Annotated in this window: 25 protein-coding genes; 10 read left to right on the plus strand and 15 right to left on the minus strand. The window is 58.5% G+C overall.

The genetic code is table 11. The features are described 5' to 3' along the window. Positions 1-49: 49 nt before the first annotated feature. Together frsA and gpt are read right to left on the minus strand one after the other, a co-directional pair. Positions 50-1,318: an esterase FrsA gene (frsA, locus tag LRL22_RS04470; RefSeq protein WP_005349360.1), complete on the minus strand. Its 1,269-nt coding sequence runs from the start codon at positions 1,316-1,318 to the stop codon at positions 50-52. A 172-nt stretch (positions 1,319-1,490) separates the two neighbouring features. After that, positions 1,491-1,958: a xanthine phosphoribosyltransferase gene (gene gpt, locus LRL22_RS04475; protein WP_005339007.1), complete on the minus strand. Its 468-nt coding sequence runs from the start codon at positions 1,956-1,958 to the stop codon at positions 1,491-1,493. 947 nt (positions 1,959-2,905) lie between these two features. Here gpt and LRL22_RS04480 point away from each other — a divergent pair. Continuing rightward, positions 2,906-4,357 (plus strand): aminoacyl-histidine dipeptidase, encoded by a 1,452-nt coding sequence (locus tag LRL22_RS04480; protein ID WP_270904808.1) that lies wholly within the window; start codon positions 2,906-2,908, stop codon positions 4,355-4,357. 81 nt (positions 4,358-4,438) lie between these two features. On the opposite strand, the gene djlA is transcribed toward LRL22_RS04480, so the two are convergent. The 3 genes from djlA to LRL22_RS04495 are packed head-to-tail and all read right to left on the minus strand — an operon-like array spanning position 4,439 to position 6,967. Next, the gene (gene djlA / locus LRL22_RS04485; protein WP_129504666.1) at positions 4,439-5,272 is read right to left on the minus strand and encodes a co-chaperone DjlA; all 834 of its coding nucleotides are present in this window, start codon (positions 5,270-5,272) and stop codon (positions 4,439-4,441) included. Between the two features lie 19 nt (positions 5,273-5,291). Beyond that, a complete protein-coding gene (gene murU / locus LRL22_RS04490) occupies positions 5,292-5,960 on the minus strand; it encodes an N-acetylmuramate alpha-1-phosphate uridylyltransferase MurU (protein WP_236301567.1) in 669 nt (222 codons plus the stop codon). Beyond that, entirely contained in the window at positions 5,957-6,967 is a 1,011-nt protein-coding gene (locus tag LRL22_RS04495; RefSeq protein ID WP_270904809.1) for an aminoglycoside phosphotransferase family protein, read from the minus strand. The genes murU and LRL22_RS04495 overlap by 4 nt, the downstream gene beginning before the upstream one ends. Before the next feature lie 174 nt (positions 6,968-7,141). On the opposite strand from LRL22_RS04495, the gene lptD reads away from it, so the two are divergent. The 6 genes from lptD to LRL22_RS04525 are packed head-to-tail and all read left to right on the plus strand — an operon-like array spanning position 7,142 to position 13,918. After that, a complete protein-coding gene (lptD, locus tag LRL22_RS04500; RefSeq protein ID WP_270904810.1) occupies positions 7,142-9,586 on the plus strand; it encodes an LPS assembly protein LptD in 2,445 nt (814 codons plus the stop codon). Between the two features lie 26 nt (positions 9,587-9,612). Continuing rightward, positions 9,613-10,911: a peptidylprolyl isomerase SurA gene (gene surA / locus LRL22_RS04505; protein WP_270904811.1), complete on the plus strand. Its 1,299-nt coding sequence runs from the start codon at positions 9,613-9,615 to the stop codon at positions 10,909-10,911. Further along, positions 10,911-11,906 carry a 4-hydroxythreonine-4-phosphate dehydrogenase PdxA gene (gene pdxA, locus LRL22_RS04510; RefSeq protein ID WP_216980183.1) on the plus strand — a complete coding sequence of 332 codons (996 nt, stop codon included), beginning with the start codon at positions 10,911-10,913 and terminating at the stop codon, positions 11,904-11,906. Before surA ends, pdxA begins: the two co-directional genes overlap by 1 nt. Next, entirely contained in the window at positions 11,896-12,723 is an 828-nt protein-coding gene (rsmA, locus tag LRL22_RS04515) for a 16S rRNA (adenine(1518)-N(6)/adenine(1519)-N(6))-dimethyltransferase RsmA (protein WP_236348086.1), read from the plus strand. The genes pdxA and rsmA overlap by 11 nt, the downstream gene beginning before the upstream one ends. A gap of 4 nt (positions 12,724-12,727) precedes the next feature. Next, positions 12,728-13,090 carry a Co2+/Mg2+ efflux protein ApaG gene (gene apaG / locus LRL22_RS04520; RefSeq protein ID WP_005341038.1) on the plus strand — a complete coding sequence of 121 codons (363 nt, stop codon included), beginning with the start codon at positions 12,728-12,730 and terminating at the stop codon, positions 13,088-13,090. Positions 13,091-13,096: 6 nt separating this feature from the next. After that, a complete protein-coding gene (locus LRL22_RS04525) occupies positions 13,097-13,918 on the plus strand; it encodes a symmetrical bis(5'-nucleosyl)-tetraphosphatase (RefSeq protein ID WP_113740483.1) in 822 nt (273 codons plus the stop codon). Between the two features lie 121 nt (positions 13,919-14,039). Here the strand turns inward: LRL22_RS04525 and LRL22_RS04530 are convergent, their stop codons facing one another. The 3 genes from LRL22_RS04530 to LRL22_RS04540 form a co-directional block, all read right to left on the minus strand. After that, a complete protein-coding gene (locus LRL22_RS04530) occupies positions 14,040-14,540 on the minus strand; it encodes a 2TM domain-containing protein (RefSeq protein WP_047436128.1) in 501 nt (166 codons plus the stop codon). Between the two features lie 123 nt (positions 14,541-14,663). Further along, on the minus strand, positions 14,664-15,110 hold the full coding sequence (locus LRL22_RS04535) for a bleomycin resistance protein (RefSeq protein WP_107682585.1): 447 nt from the start codon (positions 15,108-15,110) through the stop codon (positions 14,664-14,666). Positions 15,111-15,113: 3 nt separating this feature from the next. Further along, entirely contained in the window at positions 15,114-16,103 is a 990-nt protein-coding gene (locus tag LRL22_RS04540; protein WP_270904812.1) for an MsnO8 family LLM class oxidoreductase, read from the minus strand. A gap of 305 nt (positions 16,104-16,408) precedes the next feature. Between LRL22_RS04540 and LRL22_RS04545 the strand changes: the two genes are divergently transcribed. Together LRL22_RS04545 and LRL22_RS04550 are read left to right on the plus strand one after the other, a co-directional pair. Further along, on the plus strand, positions 16,409-16,738 hold the full coding sequence (locus tag LRL22_RS04545; protein WP_164537637.1) for a hypothetical protein: 330 nt from the start codon (positions 16,409-16,411) through the stop codon (positions 16,736-16,738). Positions 16,739-16,838: 100 nt separating this feature from the next. Further along, positions 16,839-17,180: a hypothetical protein gene (locus tag LRL22_RS04550; RefSeq protein ID WP_270904813.1), complete on the plus strand. Its 342-nt coding sequence runs from the start codon at positions 16,839-16,841 to the stop codon at positions 17,178-17,180. A 183-nt stretch (positions 17,181-17,363) separates the two neighbouring features. On the opposite strand, the gene LRL22_RS04555 is transcribed toward LRL22_RS04550, so the two are convergent. The 4 genes from LRL22_RS04555 to rplU form a co-directional block, all read right to left on the minus strand. Further along, the gene (locus LRL22_RS04555; RefSeq protein ID WP_270904814.1) at positions 17,364-18,734 is read right to left on the minus strand and encodes a YjiH family protein; all 1,371 of its coding nucleotides are present in this window, start codon (positions 18,732-18,734) and stop codon (positions 17,364-17,366) included. 366 nt (positions 18,735-19,100) lie between these two features. After that, positions 19,101-20,303 carry an Obg family GTPase CgtA gene (gene cgtA, locus LRL22_RS04560; RefSeq protein ID WP_005339026.1) on the minus strand — a complete coding sequence of 401 codons (1,203 nt, stop codon included), beginning with the start codon at positions 20,301-20,303 and terminating at the stop codon, positions 19,101-19,103. A 200-nt stretch (positions 20,304-20,503) separates the two neighbouring features. Next, entirely contained in the window at positions 20,504-20,761 is a 258-nt protein-coding gene (rpmA, locus tag LRL22_RS04565; protein WP_005339028.1) for a 50S ribosomal protein L27, read from the minus strand. 17 nt (positions 20,762-20,778) lie between these two features. Next, positions 20,779-21,090 (minus strand): 50S ribosomal protein L21, encoded by a 312-nt coding sequence (gene rplU, locus LRL22_RS04570; RefSeq protein ID WP_005304210.1) that lies wholly within the window; start codon positions 21,088-21,090, stop codon positions 20,779-20,781. A 242-nt stretch (positions 21,091-21,332) separates the two neighbouring features. Between rplU and ispB the strand changes: the two genes are divergently transcribed. Then, positions 21,333-22,304 (plus strand): octaprenyl diphosphate synthase, encoded by a 972-nt coding sequence (gene ispB, locus LRL22_RS04575; RefSeq protein WP_216949616.1) that lies wholly within the window; start codon positions 21,333-21,335, stop codon positions 22,302-22,304. A gap of 81 nt (positions 22,305-22,385) precedes the next feature. Here the strand turns inward: ispB and LRL22_RS04580 are convergent, their stop codons facing one another. From LRL22_RS04580 to hflK, 3 genes are all read right to left on the minus strand, one after another. Then, positions 22,386-22,574: a DUF2065 domain-containing protein gene (locus tag LRL22_RS04580; protein WP_270904815.1), complete on the minus strand. Its 189-nt coding sequence runs from the start codon at positions 22,572-22,574 to the stop codon at positions 22,386-22,388. A gap of 106 nt (positions 22,575-22,680) precedes the next feature. Next, complete coding sequence (gene hflC / locus LRL22_RS04585) at positions 22,681-23,565, minus strand: protease modulator HflC (RefSeq protein ID WP_005339038.1); 885 nt, start codon at positions 23,563-23,565, stop codon at positions 22,681-22,683. A gap of 3 nt (positions 23,566-23,568) precedes the next feature. After that, a complete protein-coding gene (hflK, locus tag LRL22_RS04590; protein ID WP_270904816.1) occupies positions 23,569-24,720 on the minus strand; it encodes an FtsH protease activity modulator HflK in 1,152 nt (383 codons plus the stop codon). Positions 24,721-24,800 lie beyond the last annotated feature (80 nt).

Genomic DNA, 24,800 nt, shown 5'->3' on the forward strand with positions numbered 1-24,800 from the left:
TTAAACAAGCCACGCCACCTCGGGATGGCGTCAGTTCTTTAGCGCAATATCAGGTACACAAATGCTGTTTCAGCCACTCGACGATTTCGTCCAGTGCCTTGTCATACACCTCCAGCAAAGGCTGTTTGTCGAATACGATGGCCTTGCCGTTACGACTGGCCGCCGCCAATGCCCGTACATCCTGCTCGGGACAAATAAAATCTCGCTTGTGTCCAATACTCAATATCGGCACAGAGGTGCGAGTCCCCAGTAATCCTTGTGTTTTAAGTGAAAATACCTGGCACTTGGTACGCATGCCGTCCCACTGCGCCGCATCCGCCCCCAACCGGTTGGCCAGACTGTCCCGCATCATGCGCGGACACTTGGCAAACAGCTCCTGATTGGTAAACACCTGATTGACCCCGGCGCCGACACAGACCACGGTGCGCAGCTTGAACGGTTCGATAAAGGCCAGTCTGGCTGCGATATTGCCCGCCAGACGCATTCCCACCATGGCGATACGCTGATGATCGACCCAGGCCACTTCGGAAAGGTAATGGAGCACCGCCTGATGAAGGCGGCTGGTATCCTGCACCAACGGCCAATGCTCGGCATAGCCGACCCCGGGCATATCGAGGGAGAGCATGCCGATACCGTTGGGCTCGAGCCGTTTGAGATAGAAGTTGAGGAAATCGAGCTGCAGGGAGTCGATCCCGCCGCTGATGATCACCAGCGGCACCGGTTTTTCGGTCGTCGGCAGGTGGAGATAACCCTGAATATGCTTGCCGCGAAAAGGCACCTGGATCTCTTTGAGCGGCACCTTGAACAGGCGACCCGCCTCGCGATAGGCCATGTTGCCAAGCAGCTGGGCCTGATCCGCCAGCTCGTCATCCTTGAGATGGGGATAGCTGGCGATGGAGTAGTAGCGCACCGCCTTGAGCAGTTGCTTCAAGGCGCCAGAAGGATCACCCTTCTCGCGCAGTTCACGGCCCTGCTTGAAATAGTTGCCAGCCACCTGGCTCCACTCGTAGATCCAGTTGCCGGGCACATAGCCCTTGATGGTATCGAGATAGCAATCGTGGGTGCGCTCGCCGGTCGCCATGGCGATGCGGGCCAGGGTCTGCTCCACTTCGATGGGATCAGCCCCCTGCCAAGTCCAGGAGGGGCGACGCAGCAGGCGATACCAGCTCTTTGACATGGAGCCATCGATAAACATCTCGTCTGACTCGGCTTGCGCCAGATCAGCCGCACTGGAGTTGGAGATCTCGGATGTTTCCAATACCTTCTTGACGCGGGTAAAGAGCTGTTCGGTCAGGTTTAGGTCTTCGTTCAAGTCCAAGATAGTGTCCCATTCATATCAGGCAATAGCTCATCTTAACCACTTTTACTGCCCATCAGCCACCCTGCAACAGATTGATAGACAAAAAAACAGGGCTCCAAATTGGAGCCCTGTGAAACCATTATTGCCGGTTGCGACCAATGGACGCAGCGAGCGTCACATCCCGATCCCGTTACTTTTCGTCGCAGATCGGCGTGGCGAACTCCAGTGCCATATCCCACGGCTGTTCGATCCAGGTATCCTGCGGGATCGCCACTTCGAAATCGTCCAGCAGCGCTTCGCCCATCGGCTTGGCGAAAATCGCGATGAACTTGGCCTTCGGGTAGAGCTCGCGGATCGCCTTGGCGGTGGTGCCGGTGTCCACCAGATCTTCCACCACCAGCCAGCCTTCGCCGTCACCGGCGGTGGTGGCAGCCTTCACGACCACCAGCTCGCGCTGGCTGTCATGGTCATAGCTGGAGATGCAGAGGGTTTCCACATTACGAATGCCAAGTTCACGGGCCATCAGGGCTGCGGGCACCAGACCACCACGACTGACCGCGATGATACCTTTCCACTGGCTGACAGGCAGCTGACGACGGGCCAGACGGCGAGCTTCACGTTGCAGGTTGTCCCACGACACATAGAACTTTTTCGGCATGTTATCGATCTCGAATAGTTATTTAAAAACAATCACTTAAAATAACAACATCCGCAATTATCCCTGCGGATGCCAGTAAATGGCGGCCCTTGCCCGACTGAATTCAGATTGCACTTCGGCTGCCTCAGGGCTAAGCCTCGGCAGCAAATCTGATAACAATGGAAGCAAGATGGGCTTATCCGGCGATCGGTTAGATGATGTGTCCAAACCGCGGACAGGCTGTTGGGCCGATATGATAGCACCGTTTGCAGAGAAAATGCCTGGCAAACGTATGCCAAAAACAGGAAAAATCGGCATCACCCTCTCCATTCGGCACATCTAGAGCGCCAAACGACTAACCTGCCGTCCCTGCTGCCGAGTCCAAATGGGCTGTGCGGCAAATCGCAGATAAAAAAATAGCAGGGGGAGGATTTACCTCACGCACCTGCTGCTTTCTCGCCTCTGCCTGGTTGGGCAGCTCGTCTTAGCGACGAGTGACGAAGGGGTTAGGGTAGCTGAAACCCTGGGTATACAAAGAAGGGGCAAACCAATAGGTTGAGTTGCTGCCTGGCATATTGAAACTCCTGATTGCTTAACAAGTTACGTACCTTTAATGCGGGCTCAAATCCTTGAACGAACACTCGGTTCCATGGAGGCGCACTTGCTTTGCTTCGGTTCCCTGGAGGCTTTCATCGTCATCCTGACGGGTGGCGAACCACGGGAGCTAATTTACCAGTCGGTGCGTTAAATTCAATATTTTTGTGAGATCGGTCACATATTTTCTTTTCTGTCGGTCAGCGTCGTCCGAACCTGACGATCGTACTGCCTGGTTGCCATCAGCCAGCACAAGCTGCCTGCGATTTGCGCTGATTGCTCACATTTTTGTGTGATTGACTGTATTATCGTTATCCTCTTCCCCGGCCCGCTGATGGGGCCCTGTTAATTCCGTGCTGGTAAGGAGTCCCGACGTGGCACAGCTTAGCTCTCTCTCTCCCAAACTGATTTGGCATTTCTTCGAACAGATCTGCTCCATCCCCCACCCTTCCAAACATGAAGCCAAACTGAGCGCCTGGATCATCCAATGGGCTCAGGGAGAAGGTCTGGCGGTCAAGCAGGACAAGGTCGGCAACATCATCATCAAGAAACCGGCCACCCCGGGGATGGAAAACCGCAAAGCCGTGGTACTGCAGGCCCACATCGACATGGTGCCGCAGGCCAACGCCGACACCAAACACGACTTCGCCAACGATCCCATCGATGCCTATGTCGATGGCGAGTGGGTCACGGCCCGTGGCACCACCCTGGGTGCCGACAACGGCATCGGCATGGCCGGTTGTCTGGCTGTGCTGGCTGACAAGACCATCAAGCACGGCCCGCTGGAAGTGCTGCTGACCACCGACGAAGAGACCGGCATGACCGGCGCATTCGGTCTGGAAGCGGGCTGGCTGGAGGGCGAAATTCTGCTCAACACCGACTCCGAAGAGGATGGCGAAGTCTATATGGGCTGCGCTGGCGGTGTGGATGCCAATATCCGCTTCCCGCTCGAGCTGGTTGATGCTGCTGAAGGTGAAGCGTTCGAGCTGGCGGTCAAAGGGCTACGTGGCGGCCACTCCGGTTGCGATATCCATCGCGGCCGTGGCAACGCCAACAAGCTGCTGGTGCGTCTGCTCAAAGCAGCCGAGCCGCTGGATGTTCGTCTGGCCGAGATCCACGGCGGCACCCTGCGCAACGCCATCCCGCGCGAAGCCCGTGCCACCCTGCTGGTGCCTGCTGCCAGCGTAAACGAGTTCAAGGCGCTGGTTGACCGCTACACCGGGATCTACCAGACCGAATTGGCCGCCACCGAGCCGAACCTGACCGTGCTGGTTAACAGCGCCGCCAAACCGGCCAAGCTGATGAGCGTCTCCCTGCAGCAGCGCCTGCTGGATGCCCTGATGGCCTGCCCGAACGGCGTGATGCGCATGAGCGATGCCATGCCCGGCGTGACCGAAACCTCGACCAACCTGGGGGTCATCAAGACTCAGGATGGCGAAGTGTACGTCCAGTGCCTGATCCGCTCCCTGATTGACTCCGGCCGCGAGAGCATCGAGCAGATGACCCGCTCCCTGTTCACCTTGGCAGGCGCCAGCTGCGAATTCACCGGTGCCTACCCAGGTTGGGCACCGAACGTGGACTCCCCTGTCATGGCGCTGGTTCGCAACAGCTACCAGACACTGTTTGGCACCATGCCCAACGTCATGGTGATCCACGCCGGCCTCGAGTGCGGTCTGTTCAAGAGCGCCTATCCGGAGTGGGACATGGTCTCCTTCGGCCCGACCATCCGCGGTGCCCACTCCCCTGACGAGAAGGTACATATCCCGGCGGTCGAGCGTTTCTGGCAACTGCTGGTGCACGTGCTGGAAGCGATTCCGGCCAAATAACCCGGCCTGCGCCACACGGCAAAACAAAGCCCCGCACTGCTGCGGGGCTTTTTATTGTCTGTTCCAACCTGACGTTGGCGCTTACCGGATGCCGCGGGCCTCGCGGATCCACTCCCAGGCTTGCTGGATCTCCTGGGTCTTCTCCTTGGCCATCTCCATCATCTCCGGCGGCAACCCTTTGGCGGCCAGCTTGTCCGGGTGATGTTTGCTCATCTCCTTGCGGTAGGCGCGCTTGATATCCTGATCGCTGTCGCTCTCGCTCACCCCCAGCAGCTGGTAGGCATTCTTGAGGCGATCCGCAGAGGGTGCCGCCTGCCGATACTGCTGGCCACCGGAATGGCCCCCCTGATACTGGCCATGGGCCTGATTGAAGAAGTTCATCTGCGCTTCGGCCATCGCCAGAATGCGGGCCAACTCGATGCGGCTGAAACCCAGCTCGTCGGCAATGGTATGCAGAATGGCGCGCTCGCCCTCCTCCACCCGCCCGTCGGCAAAGGCCGCCTGCAACTGCACTTCGAGGAAGAAGCGCAGGATATCGCGCTGCCCCAGACTGGCACGGCGGAACTCGGCCAGGGTCTCGCGCAGCGGGAAGTCGGCCTCCTTACCGAGACGAAACGACTCCTGCGCCCGGGCACGCTGTTCGCCCGCCAGCCGCATCCGATCCATCAGGTTGGAGGCAACCCGGATCTCCTGTTCGGTCACCTGTCCGCTGGACTTGGCGATGTGACCCATCACCGAGAAAGTGGCATGGAAGAAGACGGCTTGCTGCGCCTGAGTCGGACCGCGACGAAACGCCCCCTGCAGCCCCATGCCACGGTCGAAACGGTGGCCAATCCAGAGGCCAATCAGGGCGCCGATGATATTGCCGAGCAGAAAACCGAAGAAGGCGCCCAGCACCTTACCCCAAATACGCATGGTTCAAGACCTCTTGAAGTTAATGAGTGCGGGCCTGGAGCTGGTCATCCAGCTCGCGCAGACGGTCGACCGTGCCGATATCGCGCCACTCGCCAGCGAGCAGGCTGCCGCCCACCCGCCCTTGCGCCATCCAGTCACGGAGCAGGGGCGCCAGTTTGCGGGCGCCGCCCGCGAGACCGGCAAAGGCCGCCGGATCATATAGTCCGACCCCGCTGAAGGTAAACGCTGGCGTATCCACGACTCGCCCTTCTTGCAGGGCAAAGTCCCCGCTCGGGTGCTGGGGCGGATTGGGTACCAGCCAAAGGTGGGCCAGATCATCGCCAAGGGGCTGGCTGACCAGAGTGTGATAATCGAGATCGAGCCAGGTATCGCCGTTGATCACCAGAAAAGGGTCTGCGCCCAGCAGCGGCAGCGCCTGCACGATGCCGCCCGCGGTCTCCAGTGCGCTCTCCTCGGCTGACCAGTGGATGGTCACGCCAAGCGCACGGCCATCACCCAGGCTCTCGACCAGCTTGTGGCCGAGCCAGGCGTGGTTGATGACCAACTCGGTCACGCCAGCGGCTTTGAGCTTTTCGATATGGTGGACGATAAGCGGTTTGCCCCCCACCGCCAGCAACGGCTTGGGCAGCAGGTCGGTCAGCGGGCGCATCCGCTCGCCACGGCCAGCGGCCAGGATCATCGCCTTCATGGTTTTACCCCTGCATTGGCGATCCCTGGCAACACCACCTGCTCCAGCCACTGACCAAAACGGGCCAGCACCGGATAGGCGCTACCATGGCGGCGACAGACATCCACCACGTAGCCGAGGGTGCGGGGAATATCCTTGAGATAGCCTGACTTGCCGTCGCGATGATAGAGGCGGGTGAAGATTCCGGCCGCTTTGAGGTGGCGCTGCATCCCGGTCAGGTCGGCATCGCGGCGGAAACTGGCGTAGTCGCGCTCGCCAAGCAGTCCCGCCTGCTGCAGAGTGGCAAAACCGTGTTGCATCCCCTGCTCGATCACCGCGTCCGGCCAGCGTACGTAGCAATCTTTCAGCAGGGAAACCAGATCATAGGTGAGCGGGCCGATGACCATATCCTGAAAATCGATGATGGCGAGTTCGCTGCTATCAGGAGTGTCTCCGCCACACACCATCAGGTTGCGACTGTGGAAATCTCTATGCATCACCCCCTGCGGCTGGGCCAGATTGCAGGCAGTGAGGCAGGCGAAGGTCTCGTCCAGCAGTTGCTGCTCTTCATGGCTCAGGGTCAGCTGCAGATGCTGGCCCAGCAGCCACTCGGGGAAAATGCTGTTCTCCCGCGCCATAAAAGCCGCATCGAAGGGTTCAAGCGCCAGTTCAACCGCCCCCAGGCGGGGCAGCAAATCAATCGCCTTGCCATACCAAGCCAGCACATTGTGTTCGTTCAGGCAGCTGATCAGCTGGGTATCGCCCAGGTCACTGACCGCCAGCAGCCCCTGTTCGTAGTCCACCGCCTTCACCTCTGGCGCCAACAGCTGACGCGCCTGCAAGGCCGCCGCGTTACGAACAAATTCATGATTTTTTTCGGTTTTCGGATTGGCATCCACCCACACCAGACCACCACCACGATAGTAGCGGCGGAAGCTGGCATCACCGGAAATAAGGGTCAACTGAAGATTGGCATCACCGGAAATACGGCGTGCCCACTGCAATAGCAGGGAATCGCGATCGTGCATAAGTAGAGGACCAAGGTGGAAAGCAGCACTTGGCTGTTAGCCCTGGCCGCAATAATGCTTTATCATTGCCGGCTAACATAAAGCAATGACATGCAATGTCAACTCGATGAAACCTGTCGTAAAATGCATGCCTTGGATCAACCGTATCTATCACGGATTGCACGAGTCTTTCACATGACAAAATGGACACTGGGGTACCGCTATCCCATCGCCCTGACTATCAGCCTGGCCCCCGCACTCACCCCTATGATGGTGCAGGCGGCCCCGTTCGAAGCGCCGCCAGCCACCGGCATTCTCGATAGTCTCTGCTATGACTATGTTCCCAAGATAGAGAAGCCTGCATCGGATCAGGATGCCAACGCACAGCCGGTCGAGGTTGATGCTGACCGTCTCGAGGCCAAACAGGGCGGCACCGCCGTCTATGAAGGTGACGTCAAGGTTCGTCAGGGTGTTCGCAAGTTTGACTCCGACTATGCCCAGCTCGACCAGAAGAGCCGGGATGTCATCGCCATCGGCAACATCTATTACAACGACGGTCAGGTGACCGTCACCAGCGACAAGACCCTCAAATCCAACCTGGATACCAAGAACTCCGAACTGGAGGAGGGCAAGTATCAGGTGCATGGCTCACCGGTACGCGGCTTTGCCAAGCGCGTGGTGATGACCAACAACAACCAGAACATCACCATGGAGGGGGCCCAGTACACCACCTGCCCCCCCGGTCAGGAAGTGTGGACCCTCAAGGCGGGCAGCATCGACATCGACCAGAAAGAGGTGTTCGGCGAAGCCTGGAATGCCAGCCTCTGGCTCTATGATTACCCGGTGTTCTACTTCCCCTATATCAACTTCCCCATCAAGGATGAGCGGAAGACCGGTCTGCTCTACCCGGGTTACAAGCAAAGCTCCAGCAACGGCATGGATATCACCCAGCCCTTCTACTGGAACATAGCTCCCAACTACGATGCCACCATCACCTCCCGTTTTATGGACAAACGCGGCCTGATGGAACAGGTGGAGTTCCGCTACATGCCGGACCCCGCCCACACCGGCACTCTCTATTTTGAAAATCTGGCGGATGACAAGCAGTACAGCCCGAGCAATCCGAGTCTGGCTGGCCTGTCCGATGGACATCGCTACCTGATGAACGTCCGCCACGGTTCCGCCCTGATGGATGGCAGCCTGCGTTTTGGTATCGACTACACCCAGGTGCGCGACAAGGATTACAACTACTTCAACGACTTCAGCCCGCAAGTGGGTACTCAGGTCGACAGCCAGTTGCAGCAATCCTTTACCGCCGGCTACTACCAGCCCAACTGGAACCTCACCTCCGAGGTGCGCCGCTACCAGATCCTGAGCCCATATGCGCTGCTGCCCCACGAGATGCTGCCGCGTATCGACTACAACTACTATCAGCAAGGCAAGTGGTTCGATCTGGCCTGGAACAGTGAACTGACCAAGTTTGGCTATGACAGTGGCAGTGCCGCCACTCTGCAAGCAGGTGAGCGCTATACCGCTACCCGCCTGCATCTGGCGCCAACCCTGACCGTGCCCCTGGTGGATGCACCGGGTTACTACCTGACCAGTCAGTACAAGCTGATGTTTACCTCCTACAACCAGGAGGTACCCGATAATCTGGTTAGCCAGGACCGCAGCCGCTTCACCGATACAGACAGCAAACAGCTGACCCTGAAAGAGGGCACCATTACCCGTACTCTGCCGTCCTTCCGCCTCAAGGGGGGCGTCAACTTCGATCGGCCGCTCGACTGGTATGATGGCAAGGGCACCCAGACCCTGGAACCCGAGTTCCAGTACCTCTATATCCCTTACAAAAATCAGGACGAGATCGGGATCTACGACTCCACCACCACCCGTCAGGACTACTACAGCCTGTTCAGTGACCGCCGCTTTGCCGGTCTCGACCGCATCAGCGATGCCAATCGGGTCACCGTTGGCCTGACCAGCCGGGTCTATGACAATGTGGGTGATGAACGGTTGCGTCTGGCGGTGGCCCAGGCCTTCGAAATGACACCACCCAAGGTGCGCCTCTACCCTTCAAATCCGGAAAGCACCAACGCTCGCTCCCTGCTCTCGTTCGAGGGGGATGCCCGGATCACCGATGAGTGGTTTGCCCACGCGGGGACCCAGTACGATACCTCCGAGGGTGAATTTACGGCTGGCAACGGTGCAGTCGAGTACCGAACCGGCAAGCTGACCACTCAGGTCAACTACCGCTACATCAAGGATGGCAACCTGGACTATCGCTATCCGACCAACACGGCGCTGGCAGAAGATCTGAGCCAGGCGGGTCTGGTGATGATGGCGCCGATCGCCGATCAGTGGCAGATGTATGGCGGTTACTACCGTGACATCAAGCAGGATGTGAACATTGACCGCAAGATCGGTGTCAAATACGACTCCTGCTGCTGGAGCATCAACATGAGCCTGGAGTGGCACAATCAGCCGGACAACGTCACCCTGAAGCCCACTTCGGAAAAAGTCATTGGTCTGCAGTTTGAAATGAAGGGACTTGGCAGCGTGGGTACCGGTGGCCGCAGCGTCACCCTGGATACCGAGCTGTTGCCCTATGTTCGCCCGTTTAATCTGAAAGGCCAGCAATGATGCTGGCCCAGCCTTGAGAGATGGATATGAAAAAGACCCTGATTGCCCTGCTGACCGCGGGAATGTTCGGTGCCATGAGCCAGGCCGCACTGGCTGCGCCCGAGCTGATGGACAAGGTGCTGGCCGTGGTCAACAAGGACGTGGTGCTGTCCAGCCAACAGGACGCACTGGTCAACAAGGTAAAGCTCTCCGCTCAGGAGAGCGGCCAGTCCCTGCCTGACGATGCCACCCTGCGCAAACAGGCGCTGGATCGTCTGATCCAGGAGAGCCTGCAACTGCAACTGGCGGAGCGCCAGGGGCTGAAGATCAGCGATACCCAGCTGGAACAGGCTATTCAGGGCATCGCCGCCGACAACAAGATGACCCTGGATCAGCTGCGCGCTCAGCTCGCCCGTGAAGGGATGACCTATGCCCAGTATCGGGAAGAGGTGCGCCGCGAGATCCTGATGAACGAGGTACGCCGCAACCAGGTGCGCCGTCGCATCAACATCTCCGAGCAGGAGGTGAAGCAAGTGGTGGAGATCCTGAAGAAACAGGGTCAACAGCAGAACGAATACCACGTCGGCCATATCCAGATTGCACTGCCGGACAACCCGACCGCCGCCCAGCTGGATGCAGCCAAGAGCAAGATCGAGCGCATTCTGGCCGCCCTCAAGCAAGGTGCCGACTTCCGCAAACTGGCCATTGCCGAGAGTAACGGTCCCAAGGCGCTGGAAGGGGGCGACTGGGGCTGGATGAGCCCGCAAGAGATGCCGACCCTGATGGCCGAAGCGGTACAGGGTGCCAAGAAGGGCGATATCGTCGGCCCGCTGCGCTCCGGCGCCGGTCTGCACATCGTCAAGGTGTTCGACACCAAGGGCCAGCAGCAGGTGATGCAGACCGAGGTGAAGGCCCGTCACATCCTGATCAAGCCTTCCATCATCCTGAGCGAAGAGAAAGCCAAGGGGATGCTGGACGGCATTCTGCACGACATCAAGAGCGGTAAGGCCAGCTTCGCCAGCATGGCGGAGAAGTACTCCGAAGATCCGGGCTCTGCAGTGCAGGGTGGCGAACTGGGCTGGTCTGACCCCAACGTCTATGTGCCGGAGTTCCGCGACATGGTTAACCGCCTGCAACCGGGCCAGATCAGCGCGCCCTTCCGCACCAGCCACGGCTGGCACATCGTCCAAGTGGAAGATCGTCGCAGCCAGGATGCCACTGACAAGGCTCTGGAACAGCGTGCCTATCAGCTGATCTACAACCGCCGCTTCGTGGAAGAGTCCCAGGCGTGGCTGGATGAGCTGCGTGATGAGGCTTACATCCGTGTCGAAGGATCTGCGAGCTGATGAGCTGCCGTCGCCTTGCCGTTACCCCGGGCGAACCGGCCGGGATCGGCCCGGATCTGGTGCTGCAGATTGCCCAGCAGGATTGGCCGCACCAGTTGGTGGTCATTGCCGATCCAGCTTTGCTGCGCGAGCGGGCGGCCCTGCTGGGGCTGTCCATAGAGCTTGAGCCCTACGATGCAGGAGTCCCTGCTCATCCGCAGCGGGCGGGCACCCTGACCGTCTGTCCGGTCCCCCTCGGAGCCCCCGTGGTACCGGGCGAGCTGAACGAAGGCAACGGCGCCTATGTGCTGGCGACCCTGCAACGCGCCTGCGATGGCAACCTCAGCGGCGAATTTGCCGCCGTGGTGACCGGACCGGTGCACAAGGGGATCATCAACCAGGCCGGCGTCTCGTTCAGCGGCCACACCGAGTTCTTTGCCCAGCAGTCTGGCACCGCCGATGTGGTGATGATGCTGGCAACCGAGGGACTGCGGGTTGCACTAGCGACCACCCATATTCCGCTGGCCTATGTAGCGATGGCCATCACCGAGGATCGCCTCGGCAAGGTGATCCGGATCCTCAACGAGGATCTCGCCACCAAGTTTGGCATCGCCAAACCCCGTATTTACGTCTGCGGCCTCAACCCTCATGCCGGGGAAGGTGGCCATCTAGGACGTGAAGAGATTGACGTGATCGAACCCGCCCTGGCCACACTGCGCCAGGAGGGGATCGATCTGGTCGGCCCATTGCCGGCCGACACCCTGTTCCAGGAGAAATACCTCAAGGATGCGGATGCGGTACTCGCCATGTACCACGACCAGGGTCTGCCAGTGCTCAAATACAAGGGCTTCGGCAGTTCGGTCAATATCACCCTGGGGCTTCCCTTCATCCGCACTTCGGTGGATCACGGCACCGCACTGGATCTGGCAGGCAAGGGCCTCGCCGACTCGGGCAGCCTGATCACCGCGATCAACCACGCCATCAAGATGGTAGAGAAAAAAAGATATGAGCAGTAAGGTGCAGAGCAACAAAGTGCACATGGGCCACACCGCCCGTAAGCGTTTCGGTCAGAACTTCTTGCACGATCGCTACGTGATCGATCAGATCGTGGCCGCCATCAATCCGCAGCCGGGTCAGAACCTGGTGGAGATCGGCCCGGGTCTGGCAGCGCTGACCGAGCCGGTCGCCTCCCAGATGGACAAGATGACCGTGGTCGAGCTGGACCGGGATCTGGCGGCACGTCTGCGTGAGCACCCGACCCTCAAGGACAAGCTGACCGTTATCGAAGCGGATGCCATGCGTTTTGACTTCGGCACCCTGATGGGTGAAGGCAAGGGGCCACTGCGTATCTTCGGCAACCTGCCCTACAACATCTCCACCCCGCTTATCTTCCACCTGTGCGAGTTTGCCGACCGGGTTGAAGACATGCACTTTATGCTGCAAAAGGAAGTGGTTCTGCGTCTGGCCGCCGGTCCCGGCAGCAAGGCTTACGGCCGCCTGAGCGTGATGACCCAGTACTACTGCCAGGTAGTGCCAGTGCTGGAAGTGGGCCCTGGCGCCTTCAAGCCGGCGCCGAAAGTGGACTCTGCCGTGGTACGCCTGATCCCGCACAAGAATCCGACCATAGTCGCAAAAGACATTCGTTGTCTGAATCGCGTCTGTACCGAAGGCTTTGGCCAGCGTCGCAAGACCATTCGCAACAGCTTCTCCAACTTCATCACCGACGCCCAGCTGACCGAGCTTGGTATCGATGGCAACCTGCGCCCGGAGAATCTCTCCCTCGAGCAGTTTGTCATGATCGCCAACTGGCTGGCAGATCAGCCAAAGGCCTGATCCTGTGGCACTCCCGCACATCGAGATCCGCCCATACCCCGTATATGTGGCGGAATCCAAAGACCCTTACCAGTTTCACTATCTGATCGAGATTGAGAATCTGGGACCCGGCCCGGTGCAACTGCTGCACCGGCGCTGGCTCATCACCGATGCCAATGGCAAGATGCTGGAAGTGGCAGGCCCGGGCGTGGTCGGGGAACAACCCGTCATTGCCGAAGGTGAGACCTACCGCTACCAGAGCGGCGTGCCGCTGGCGACCCCGCTCGGGGTGATGGAAGGGAGCTATACCCTGCAAGATGGCTCTGGCCAGCAGTTCGAGGCGTCCATCGCCCCCTTCACGCTGGCCATCCCCAATATTATCAACTGAGGTTTCATGGCGAACTGTTTTGTCGGTGACATCCAGGGCTGTTACGACGACTTGCGCCGTCTGCTGGATCTTGCCGCGTTCGATCCCGACCAAGACGTGCTCTGGCTCTGCGGCGATCTGGTCGCCCGCGGTCCGGACTCACTCAATACCTTGCGTTTTGTCAAAGGGCTGGGTAACCGCGCCGTTACCGTGCTCGGCAACCACGACCTGCACCTGCTGGCGGTCGCTAATGGCGTTGCACCGCTCAAGAAGAAAGACAAGCTGCAAAGCCTGATGGATGCCCCTGATCGGGATGAACTGCTGGAGTGGCTGCGCCACCGCCCGCTACTGGCCGAACATCCGGATCTGCCCATCATGATGGTGCATGCCGGGATCTCCCCCGCATGGGATGTCCGCACCGCCCGCAACTGCGCCCGCGAGGTAGAGAGCCTGCTGCGCGGTGACCAGTACAGCTGGCTGCTGCACAACATGTATGGCGATCAGCCCGATGGCTGGAAAGATGATCTGGTCGGGATCGACCGCTACCGCTACATCATCAACACCTTCACCCGGATGCGCTTCTGCTACTTCGATGGCCGACTCGACTTCAAATGCAAGAAGGGCCCCAAGGAGTCAACCCCGGGGCTGCGTCCCTGGTTCGAGCAGCGCGAGCATCACGTAGATGACCCCATTCTGGTGTTCGGCCACTGGGCGGCGCTGATGGGCAACACCGGCAAGAGCGACATCAAGGCACTCGATACCGGCTGCGTCTGGGGCAACAGCCTCACCCTTTGGCGCTACGAAGATGATGCCCTGATCGCCACCCCCTGCCCGGTTCACGCCAGCTAGGGGGGACGCAGCAATCTGGCGGTTGCTGCCGCACGGATGGCTACAACCCGTTCCAATAACAAAGCCCGGCTGGTTGCCGGGCTTGCTGTTTTTAGGCTCTCTGTTTTCCGGGCTGCTTAGGTTACAACTTGCGCCCCAGCCGCTTCTCAATCTGGCGCCGCTCCCACTCGGGGCCAAACAGCTTGAAGGGCTGAAACACCCGAACAGCATGGGAGGCAAGCCCCAGCCCCCACCCCAAGGTTGGCCACCAGGCCCAGATGTACTCCGGATTGCTCAGGTAGTTGATGACAAACAGCCCGCAGATCACCACCACGTAGCTGGCGGCATGGTGATAGAAGCCCTTGAGCTCCTCCACATAGCGCATTGCCGCCCGCTCCTCTGCCGATACCTGCACCGCATCCTGACCCATAGTGTCACTTCCTCTCATCTCGCGCTCCTGTTGCTCTGATCCATCCAGTTGAGCCACATCGAGTTCAAAGACGGCAGCCAGGGCCTTGAGAGATTCCAGTCCGGGTTGCTGCCCCTGCTCGATCCGCTGGATAGTGCGGACACTCAAACCAGTCAACGTTGCTAACTGATCCTGGGACCAACCCCGTTGCAATCTCAACTTCCTGACGATCATCTCGAACTCCTTGTGGTAATTGACAGGGCCAGCATAGGGCTTGCGCCGCGAAAGGTGACACGACAGATAGCCGACATACATCTGACAGTCCTTTAAAATCAGATGGTTAAGATTTTGTTCTTGTCAGTCAGCCGCTCGTTCCCCCAGATATTGCACAAACCGTAACAGATAACCATCGGGATCCTGCAGCAAAAATTCGCGCTGCCCGGCCAGCATCTCGCCCACTGGATACCAGACCTCAGTCGGCTGCCGGAAAAGTGCAATCTCGGCGGCCTGCAATCGGTCGAGTAGCGGCTGGATCTCGGCCAGCTCCATCTGCAGATTGATCCCCCGACCGAACGGTGGCTCCAACGCCCCGACCTGCCAACCCGCCGGATGTACCTGCTCCAGCATCAGCTGTATCTGTTGCTGCTCAAGATAAGCAAAAGGAGGGTCATCGCGCCGATAGCGGACCGAGAAGCCCAACAAACCGGTATAGAAAACCAGAGATCGAGCCAGATCGGTAACCGACAGCTCCGGTACCATGGGATTCCAATACGGCCCATCCACCGCGACAGTAGGGTTCGTCATGGCTTACAGGCTCTGCATCAGCTCAGCGCCAATTTCAAAGGAGCGCAATCGGGCCTGATGATCGACGATGGGCCCATTGAACATCAGCTCATCGGCACGGGTTTCCGCCAGCAGCGCCTTGAGGCCGTGACGAACCTGCTCAGGGTCGCCCACCAGAGAGCGGGCCAGGGTCTGCTCCATCGCCATCAACTCACGAGGTGCCCACTCGTCGCCAAGCTGGACGACCGGCGCGGGCAGCTTGCCCGCATCACCGCGATGAAGGCGCAAGAACTGCTGCTGCACGGTAGTGAACTGGAAGCGGGCCTCCTTCTCGCTGTCGGCGGCGATCATGTTGATGCAGACCACCGCATGGGGCTTGGGCCAGCGAGCAGAGGGGCGATACTGGCTACGATAGATCTCCAGCGCCTGCAGCAACATGGCGGGAGCAAAATGGGAGGCAAACCCGAACGGCAAACCCATCGCCGCCGCCAGTTGCGCGCTGTAAAGGCTGGAACCCAGCAGCCAGATGGGCAGATGCAGCCCCTGGCCGGGCACCGCCTGCACCGCGCCGATCTCGTCGCCAAAGTAGCTCATCAGCTCACGCACATCGGCCGAGAAATCATCCACCTCGCCACTGCGCATACGCCGTAGCGCCCGCATGGTGCGCTGATCGGTACCGGGGGCGCGACCAAGGCCCAAATCGATGCGGTCGGGATAGAGAGAAGCCAAAGTGCCAAACTGCTCGGCAATCACCAGTGGCGAGTGGTTCGGCAGCATGATGCCACCCGCCCCGATCCGCAGAGTGGTGGTGGCTTCGGCCAGATGGCCGATCAGCACCGAGGTAGCGGCACTGGCAATGCCCGGCATGTTGTGATGTTCGGCCAGCCAGTAGCGCTGGTAACCCCACCCCTCGGCATGGCGGGCAAGATCCCGCGAACGGCGAAACGACTCGGCAGGCACAGATCCTTCGGCAACAGGCACCAGATCGAGCACGGAATAGGGGATGGCAGACATGGGTCACTCCATTGATTTACAGGCCAGTAACAAGTGGGGCAATGTAGCACGGGATACCTGAATGAATCACTATCTCCTGCCACACTCTGCCTGCCAAGCGGCAGCAATCGAACGGAACAAATCTCAGGCAAGTATTGTTTGAACGCTCATCCTGCTGGCTGCACAAGCCCGTGGGTGGATCATATTTTCTTACATTTGCGGGCTGGCCTGAGCGCCCCTGGCTGGTTATAACGGTGCCCCTATAGCGAAGGGGGAGCAATAGACTCCCCCTCACTCTTTGTCACACCACACTGTTCAGGTTATCTATGTCAAAACATCTCGTTCTGCTGGGCGCGCTGACGCTCTCCGGTTGCGCCCTGTTGTCTCCCCCCACCCCCACCGTCACCCCGGTGCACCTTGCCGATCCCAGCCAGCGCGGCTTCTACATCGAGTGCAGCAGCATGAAAGCCTGCTTCCAGCAGGCCAACCAGACATGCCCGCAAGGTTACAAGGAAACCGACCGCCGCCAGCAGACGCTCTACAGCACCCAGTATCTGGGGGGAAGCTATGACAAGGAGAAGAAAATCTACCAAGCTGCCAAGCCCTATAGCATCGCCAACACGGTCCACTCGTTAACCATCCAGTGTCCGATCTGAGCATAACGTCACGCTAACCCATAGGGCGGCCGGCGCGGGATACCAAGGGTCCGGCCGGCACGCTCCCCCCTTTTCTTGTCCCACAGAGCACGCGCCTTTTATGTCACAGAGAATTGTCCTGCTGGGCAGTATATTGCTGTCCGGTTGCGCACCCGCCACTGTCACTGAGCTCACCTCCGCAGATTCCTCGCTGCAACGATTCCAGATCGAGTGCAGTGCGCCGGATGATTGCCAGCAACAGGCAAGCTTGAGCTGTCCGCAGGGCTATCAGGAAACCGATCGCAGCCAGCACACCTTCACCAAGGTTCAGATGAGCATGGGGGGCACCGACCCGATGAGGGGATTTAGCCCGAGCTTCCCCCAGATCAGCACCTTCACCATCCATACCCTGCTGGTGCAGTGTCCCCGCAAGCTGGCACAGCCCCACCCGCAGGGACACTGATGAGCAAGGGCCCGCAGGCCCTTCTCTCTTGTTACCCACACTCAGCCCACGGCGAATGACCCACACCTTGCAAGGCAGAACGTTTTGCGAATAACCCACGTCATCCATCAAGCCCGGAGAAAAGAGGAAAAGCCATAAAAAAACGGTCAACCGAGGTTGACCGTTTTTCACTGCGCTGCGCCCTTAGAACAGCAGGTGTGCCACCCCGGCAATAACCGGCAAGGTAACCAGAGTGCGCAGCAGGAAGATAACGAACAGCTCCCACAGCTTGACCGGGATCTTGCTGCCCAGCAGCAGGGCGCCCACTTCCGACATATAGATCAGCTGGGTCACCGACATGGCGGCAATCACGAAGCGGGTCATGTCACTCTCGATGGTCGAGGCCAACACCGCCGGAATGAACATGTCGGCAAAACCGACCATGATGGTCTTGGAAGCCGCTTCCGCCTCCGGCAGTTGCAGCAGCTCCAGCAAGGGGACGAACGGGGCGCCAAGCCAGTTGAAGATAGGGGTGTGCTCGGCCAGCATCAGGGCACAGGTACCGATCGCCATCACCACCGGCAGCACGCCAAACACCATATCCAGTGCATTCTTCACCCCTTCCCGCGCGACGGCGCCGAGATCAGTCATGCTGTCAGCCTTGGTCAGGGCACGCTCGAAACCATAGCTCATCACGCTGTGCTGGTGCGGCACTGCTTCCTGCTTGCGGCACAGGGGAGTGCCATCGGCATAGATGTCCTTCTTCCAGCAGAGCGGCGGCAAACGCGGCACAACGATGGCGGCAACCACCCCCGCCAGACAGACGGTCAGGTAGAAGGGGACGAACATGTGCTCCAGCTTCACCTGGGAGATCACCACCAGACAGAAGGTGATGGAGACCGCAGAGAAGGTGGTACCAATCACCGCGGCTTCACGCTGGGTATAGAACTTCCCTTCGTACTGCTTGCTGGTCAGCAGGATGCCGACGCTGCCATCGCCAAGCCAGGAGGCAAAGCAGTCCACTGCGGAGCGACCCGGCAACCGGAACACCGGACGCATGATGCGGGTCATCATGGTGCCGACAAATTCCAGCAGCCCGAAATCGAGCAGCAACGGCAGCAGCAGGCCGGCAAAAATGAAGACCGAAAACAGCACCGGCAGCAGATCGTTGAGCACCAGTCCACCGGTTGCGCCGGAGTAAAGCACCTCTGACCCCACCTGGAAGAAGGTCAGCAGCACGAAGATACCGCCCAATACCCGCACGCAGGCCCAGAAAGGGGAGACATTGAACAAGCTGTTGAGGAAAGGACGACGCACCAGAATCGCCGGCTTGAACAACCAGGCAATCACCGTCATCAGCATGGTGGTGGTGATCACCGCACTGACCATGGCGACCAGATAATCGGCAAAAACACGCTGCACCAGCTTGGCCAGCACGGCCACCGGGATGGTGACGTTACCGTCATAGACGACCGGCGTCATGAACAGCAGGATCCCGATAAGTGACGGAACCAGAAACATCAACAAATTACGGCGAGTATTGACCGCAGGTGCTTCGAGACTCTTTTCCAACATGATATGACTGCCCTAATGTTACTTTTCCCTAGCCCGGCCAACCTGCGTATTCATGCATTAACCGGCAAAACGGGCGCAAGAATACCCTAAAAAAATGCACAAACAAGCCCTTAATGCAGAAATCTGCGCATAAATATTTACACAGGCAAACCTTCCATTAAAACAATAAGATACAGCGGCGCATATCGATTCAATCGACATCGCCAGATGATTGTTTCGTTATTGTTAATTTTGGTGGGCAGTATAATCGGTTATCAGTGGCAGGCAATAAGTGATATCACAAATATATCTAATGAGTTGCTGCTCGATAGACATAAAAAAACCGGAGCCTGTTCAGGCTCCGGTTTTCAATGAGAGTGACGGGGATCAGTCACGGACGTAGATGACTTCAACGCCATCATCTTCGTCGTCATCCCAATCGTCATCATCAAGCCCTTCATCGAAGGCAAGAGAGGCAGCCAGTGCTTCCGCTTCAGCCTTGGCCAGCTGGTTCTTGTGGTAGTCATCCCACTTGAACTCCACCTTCTCGATGGCATCTTTGGCATCTTCCGCCAGCTGACGGGGCATGGTATCCAGCAGATCCAGAATGTCGTAGCAGACCTTCTTGGTACCTTCCTTGCTGATGGCAGTGATGGCATAGACCGGACCTTCGTGGTTCAGGGCCGCCTTGACGCGATCCATCACCTCCTGGGCTTCTTCCTCCAGGATCAGGTCCATCTTGTTAAACACTAACCAGCGTGGCTTGCCAGCGAGTTCCGGGCTGTACTTCTCCAGCTCCTTGACGATGGTCACGGCATTTTCAGCAGGATCGGAGCCATCAACCGGGCAGATATCCACCAGGTGGATCAGCACGCGGCAGCGCTCGAGGTGTTTCAGGAAGCGGATACCCAGACCTGCACCTTCGGCAGCACCTTCGATCAGACCCGGGATATCGGCGATCACGAAGGAGCGGGAGTTCTCACCACGCACCACACCCAGGTTCGGTACCAGGGTAGTGAAGGGGTAATCAGCCACTTTCGGGCGAGCCGCAGAAACGGCGCGAATAAAGGTAGACTTGCCTGCGTTGGGCAGACCCAGCATGCCGACATCGGCCAGCAGCAGCAGCTCCAGCTTCAGGGTACGCACTTCACCCGGAGTACCGTTGCTCTTCTGGCGGGGAGCACGGTTGACGGAGCTCTTGAAGCGGGTGTTGCCCAGACCGTGGAAACCACCTTTGGCAACCAGCAGCTTCTGCTCGTGGTGGGTCAGATCCCCCAGCAGTTCACCGGTATCCTCATCGGTCGCCCGGGTACCGACAGGCACACGCAGGATCTTGTCCTTGCCGCGGCGACCGGTACAGTTGGCGCTCTGGCCATTCTCACCGCGCTCGGCAGCATGGAAACGCTCGAAACGGTAGTCGATCAGGGTATTGAGGTTCTCGTCGGCGATCAGATATACGTCGCCACCGTCACCGCCGTCACCGCCGTCCGGACCACCGTTGGGAATATATTTTTCACGGCGAAAGCTTACACAACCGTTACCACCGTCACCGGCATCGACTCGAATCTGGACTTCATCAACAAACTTCATAGGTAACCGTCACCTTAATTCGAAAAACCGATACGCAATTATAGTGGTACAGACCCCTGCGGGCGATACGCATCTTGCCAATCATGCCCGTCAGAGCCAAAGTCAGCTGCGTTCCGTTTTTTCGTCAACGACATCAGAAAGACGTCAGAAAAACAAAAGCCCCGCCTGTTGGCGGGGCTTCGGATCCTTGCGGTCCGTAATTACTCAGCAACGATGCTAACGTACTTACGATTCAGCGGACCTTTAACTTCGAACAGGATTTTACCAGTCGCGGTAGCGAACAGGGTGTGATCCTTGCCCAGACCAACGTTGGTGCCAGCGTGGAACTTGGTACCACGTTGACGAACGATGATGCTGCCAGCCAGAACTGTTTCGCCGCCGAAACGCTTCACGCCCAGGCGTTTAGCTTCAGAATCGCGACCGTTGCGGGATGAACCGCCAGCTTTTTTGTGTGCCATTTATCGGACTCCTCTAATTAAGCGCTGATGCCAGTGATTTTGACTTCAGTGAACCACTGACGGTGGCCCGCTTGCTTACGATGGTGCTTACGACGACGGAACTTGACGATAGTCACTTTCTCGCCACGGCCGTGAGCCACAACTTCAGCTACAACCTTGCCACCTTCAACGAAAGGAGCACCTACTTTAAAAGTGTCGCCTGCAGCAACCATCAGAACTTCGTTGAAGTCGATGGTAGCGCCAGTCTCAACGTTCAGCTTTTCCAGACGAACGATTTGACCTTCGGCCACACGGTGTTGTTTTCCGCCGCTTTGGAATACCGCGTACATTTGATTAACTCCGTAAAGGCATGTCTTTTGCTCAAGGCTAGACATGCGCAAAAACCTATAACAATGGGCGGGCATTCTACGCAAATCGATCTGCTCAGGCAAGGCCAATTTAGCAAAAAGTTTATTTTGTGCGCATATCTGCCGCCGTGGATAAACGCCTAACTGTAACCCATTGTGAAATCGTGTAGAATCCCTGCCATTACTAAAATCGCAGTTATTGCTGCTGTCACGTTACGAGACTTATGGACCAACAGACTATCCGTGCGCTCTGTGCCGCCGACATGACGGCGGTCAATGAACTGATCCTGGCCCGACTCCAGTCCGACGTTAGTCTGATTAATCAGCTGGGTTTCTACATTGTCAGCGCCGGCGGGAAACGGATGCGCCCCATGCTGACCGTGATGGCTGCGCGTGCGCTGGGCTATGAGGGTAAGGATCACCTGAAACTGGCCGCCATCATCGAATTCATTCACACCTCTACCCTGCTACATGACGACGTGGTCGACGAATCCGACCTGCGCCGTGGCCGGGAGACCGCCAACGCCATGTTTGGCAATGCCGCCAGCGTGCTGGTCGGTGACTACCTCTATAGCCGCTCCTTCCAGATGATGGCCGAACTCTCCAACCTGCGGGTGATGGAGATCCTCTCGGATGCCACCAACACCATCGCCGAAGGGGAAGTGTTGCAGCTGATGAACTGCAACGATCCGGATACCACCGAAGAAAGCTACATGACGGTCATCTACTGCAAGACCGCCAAGCTGTTCGAGGCCGCTACCCGACTCGCCGCCGTGCTGACCCATCAGCCCGAGCCCGTCGAACAGGCCATGACCGATTACGGCAAGTATCTGGGCACCGCGTTCCAGATCATCGATGACGTGATGGACTACTGCTCCCAGAGCGAAGAGATGGGCAAGAACGTCGGCGACGATCTGGCCGAAGGCAAACCGACCCTGCCGCTGCTGCGCGCCATGGAAGTGGGTACGCCGGAAGAGCGCCAGCTGGTGCGCGATGCCATCGAGCACCGCAACGGCATGGAGCATCTTGAGCAGATCCTCGGCATTCTCGACCGTACCGGCGCGCTGGAGTACTCCCGCATGCGAGCCAGGGAAGAGGCCGACAAGGCCATTGCCGCCCTCGCCATCCTGCCTGACTCCCCGCACAAACAGGCGCTGGAAACACTGGCCCACATGGCCGTGCAGCGCAGTGCCTGAGTAAACGACATGCATGAAAAAAGAGGCCTTCGGCCTCTTTTTTATTGTCTGCTATCTGCTGGACAGTGCATTGCGCCAGACTCAGCGACTCAGCATCCAGAGGATCACGCTACCCGCCACCACTAGCGAACCGCCGATACGGCGCAACTGCTCCGCTGGCTGATCGCTCAGCAGCCGCAACATCTGCTGCCATGCTCTGGGCATCAACAACGGGCCGAGCCCCTCGAACAACAGCAGCAATCCCAAACCTATCAGCATGGATGTCAGCATCCGACCTCCTTCAATGCAACCAGCCCCCTGGGTCGACGGCTGGCATTGGCACCAAAAACAAAAAGGGTCTGACAATGCAGACCCTTTGAATGTGACCTCGTGGCGATTACTGCTTGGTGCCGTGAGGAGACTTGAGGTAACGGAAGAACTCGCTGTCCGGCTTGAGCACCATCAGGTCGTTGCCACCGGCAAAGCTCTTGCGATAGGCCTCCATGCTACGCACGAAGCTGAAAAACTCGGGGTCTTTCTTGTAGCTGTCGGCATAGATCTTGGCGGCTTCCGCATCCCCTTCACCACGCAGCTGGCGAGCGTTACTCTCGGCGTCGGCGATCATGACGGTCACCTTGCGGTCGATATCGGCACGCAGGATTTCAGCCTTCTCGCGACCCTGAGAGCGGTGCTCACGGGCGACTGCGGTACGTTCGGCGCGCATCCGCTGGTAAATGGAGTTGGAGACTTCCACCGGCAGGTTGATCTGCTTGATCCGCACATCCACCACCTTGATACCCAGCTCGGAGGAGCGTGCCATCTTCTTCAGGGCATCTTCCATCACGGTACTGCGCTCACCGGAGACGATGTCCTTGATGGTGCGGTTACCGATCTCGGAACGCAGACCGTTGTTGATCTTGCGCTTGAGCAGATCTTCAGCCTGCAGCTTGTTGCCACCACCGGTTGCCAGGTAGTACTTGGAGAAGTCCTCGATCTTCCACTTCACGTAGGAGTCGATGATCAGGTCTTTCTTCTCGGAGGTGACAAAACGGTCGGCCTGGCTGTCAATGGTCTGGATGCGGGCATCCATCTTGCGAACCTGGTCGATGAGCGGCACCTTGAAATGCAGGCCCGGCTCATAGAGGCGGGGTTCACCGGAGTCAACCCGCTTCACCTTGCCAAACTGCACCACAATCCCCTTCTGACCTTCATCAACGATAAAGACAGAGGAGAAGCAGACCATGGCCGCGACAGCGATTGCACCAATAGCTAGCTTTTTCATCTATCAGTTTCTCCCTGAGCTGAAGCGGTCACCGCTACGCAGCGGCATTGTCGGGGTAGAGTTGGCACCCTCGTTGGAAACGGGGACCTGCTCTGTGACCGGGGCGGCAGTGGCACGATCAGACTGGGTTACCTTCAGCTTGCCAGACAGCTTGTCGAGCGGCAGGTAGATCATGCTGTTGTTGCCAGCCGGCATGTCGACCACCACCTTGTTGGCCTGCTGATAGAGCTCTTCCATCGTTTCCAGATAGATACGCTCACGGGTCAGCTCGGGGGCAGCCAGATACTGGGGCAGCAGCTCGTTGAAGCGAGCAACTTCACCCTGGGCTTTCAACACGATCTGGGACTTGTAAGCTTCCGCTTCCTGCTCCAGACGCTTCACCTGACCACGGGCCTTGGGCTCCACTTCACGGGCATAGGCTTCTGCTTCACGAATGAAGCGCTGTTCATCTTCCTGAGCGGAGATGGCGTCATCAAAGGCGTCTTTCACCTCTTCCGGCGGACGCGCCGGCAGGAAGTTGACGTCGACGATCTGCAGACCCATCTGGTAGGGCTCGATGATGCCATCGATCACCTGCCAGGTCTCCTGACGCACCTTCTCACGACCGGTGGTCAGCACGTCATCCATCCGGGTATGGCCCACTACATAGCGCAGGGCGCTATCGGTAGCCTGACCCAGACTCTCGTCGGCATTGGTCACGCTGAACAGATACTGCTCGGGATTGACCACACGGTACTGCACGTCCATCTCGACCCGTACCACGTTCTCATCCTGAGTCAGCATGAAACCGGAGGCAGGCAGGGAGCGCACGGACTCGACGTCCACCGGGATCACCTGATCGATAAAGGTCGGCTTCCAGCGCAGGCCCGGCTCGACAATATGGGAAAACTTGCCAAACCGCAGCACGGCACCACGCTCCGCTTCGCGAATGGTGTAGAAGCCGCTGACGACCCACACCACCACAGCCACAACCAACGCGATGGAGATACCAAAGCGACCTACATCGCCACCAGATTTGCCGCCACCAAACAAGCCACCGAAACGGCGACTCACTTTGCGCAGCATTTCATCCAGATCAGGGGGTCCCTGATTCTTGCCGTTATTCCCCCAAGGGTCACGGTCTTTGCCGTTGTTACCAGGCTCATTCCAAGCCATCAGCGTCTCCATTAATACATGCGGATGGATATCATCTCTATCGGGCCGTCATACGTCGCGAAGCCCCTAAGGGTTCATCT

Origin of the sequence: Aeromonas sp. PI_26 (assembly GCF_027854445.1) — a bacterium.
In the GTDB taxonomy this organism is placed as follows: domain Bacteria; phylum Pseudomonadota; class Gammaproteobacteria; order Enterobacterales; family Aeromonadaceae; genus Aeromonas; species Aeromonas veronii.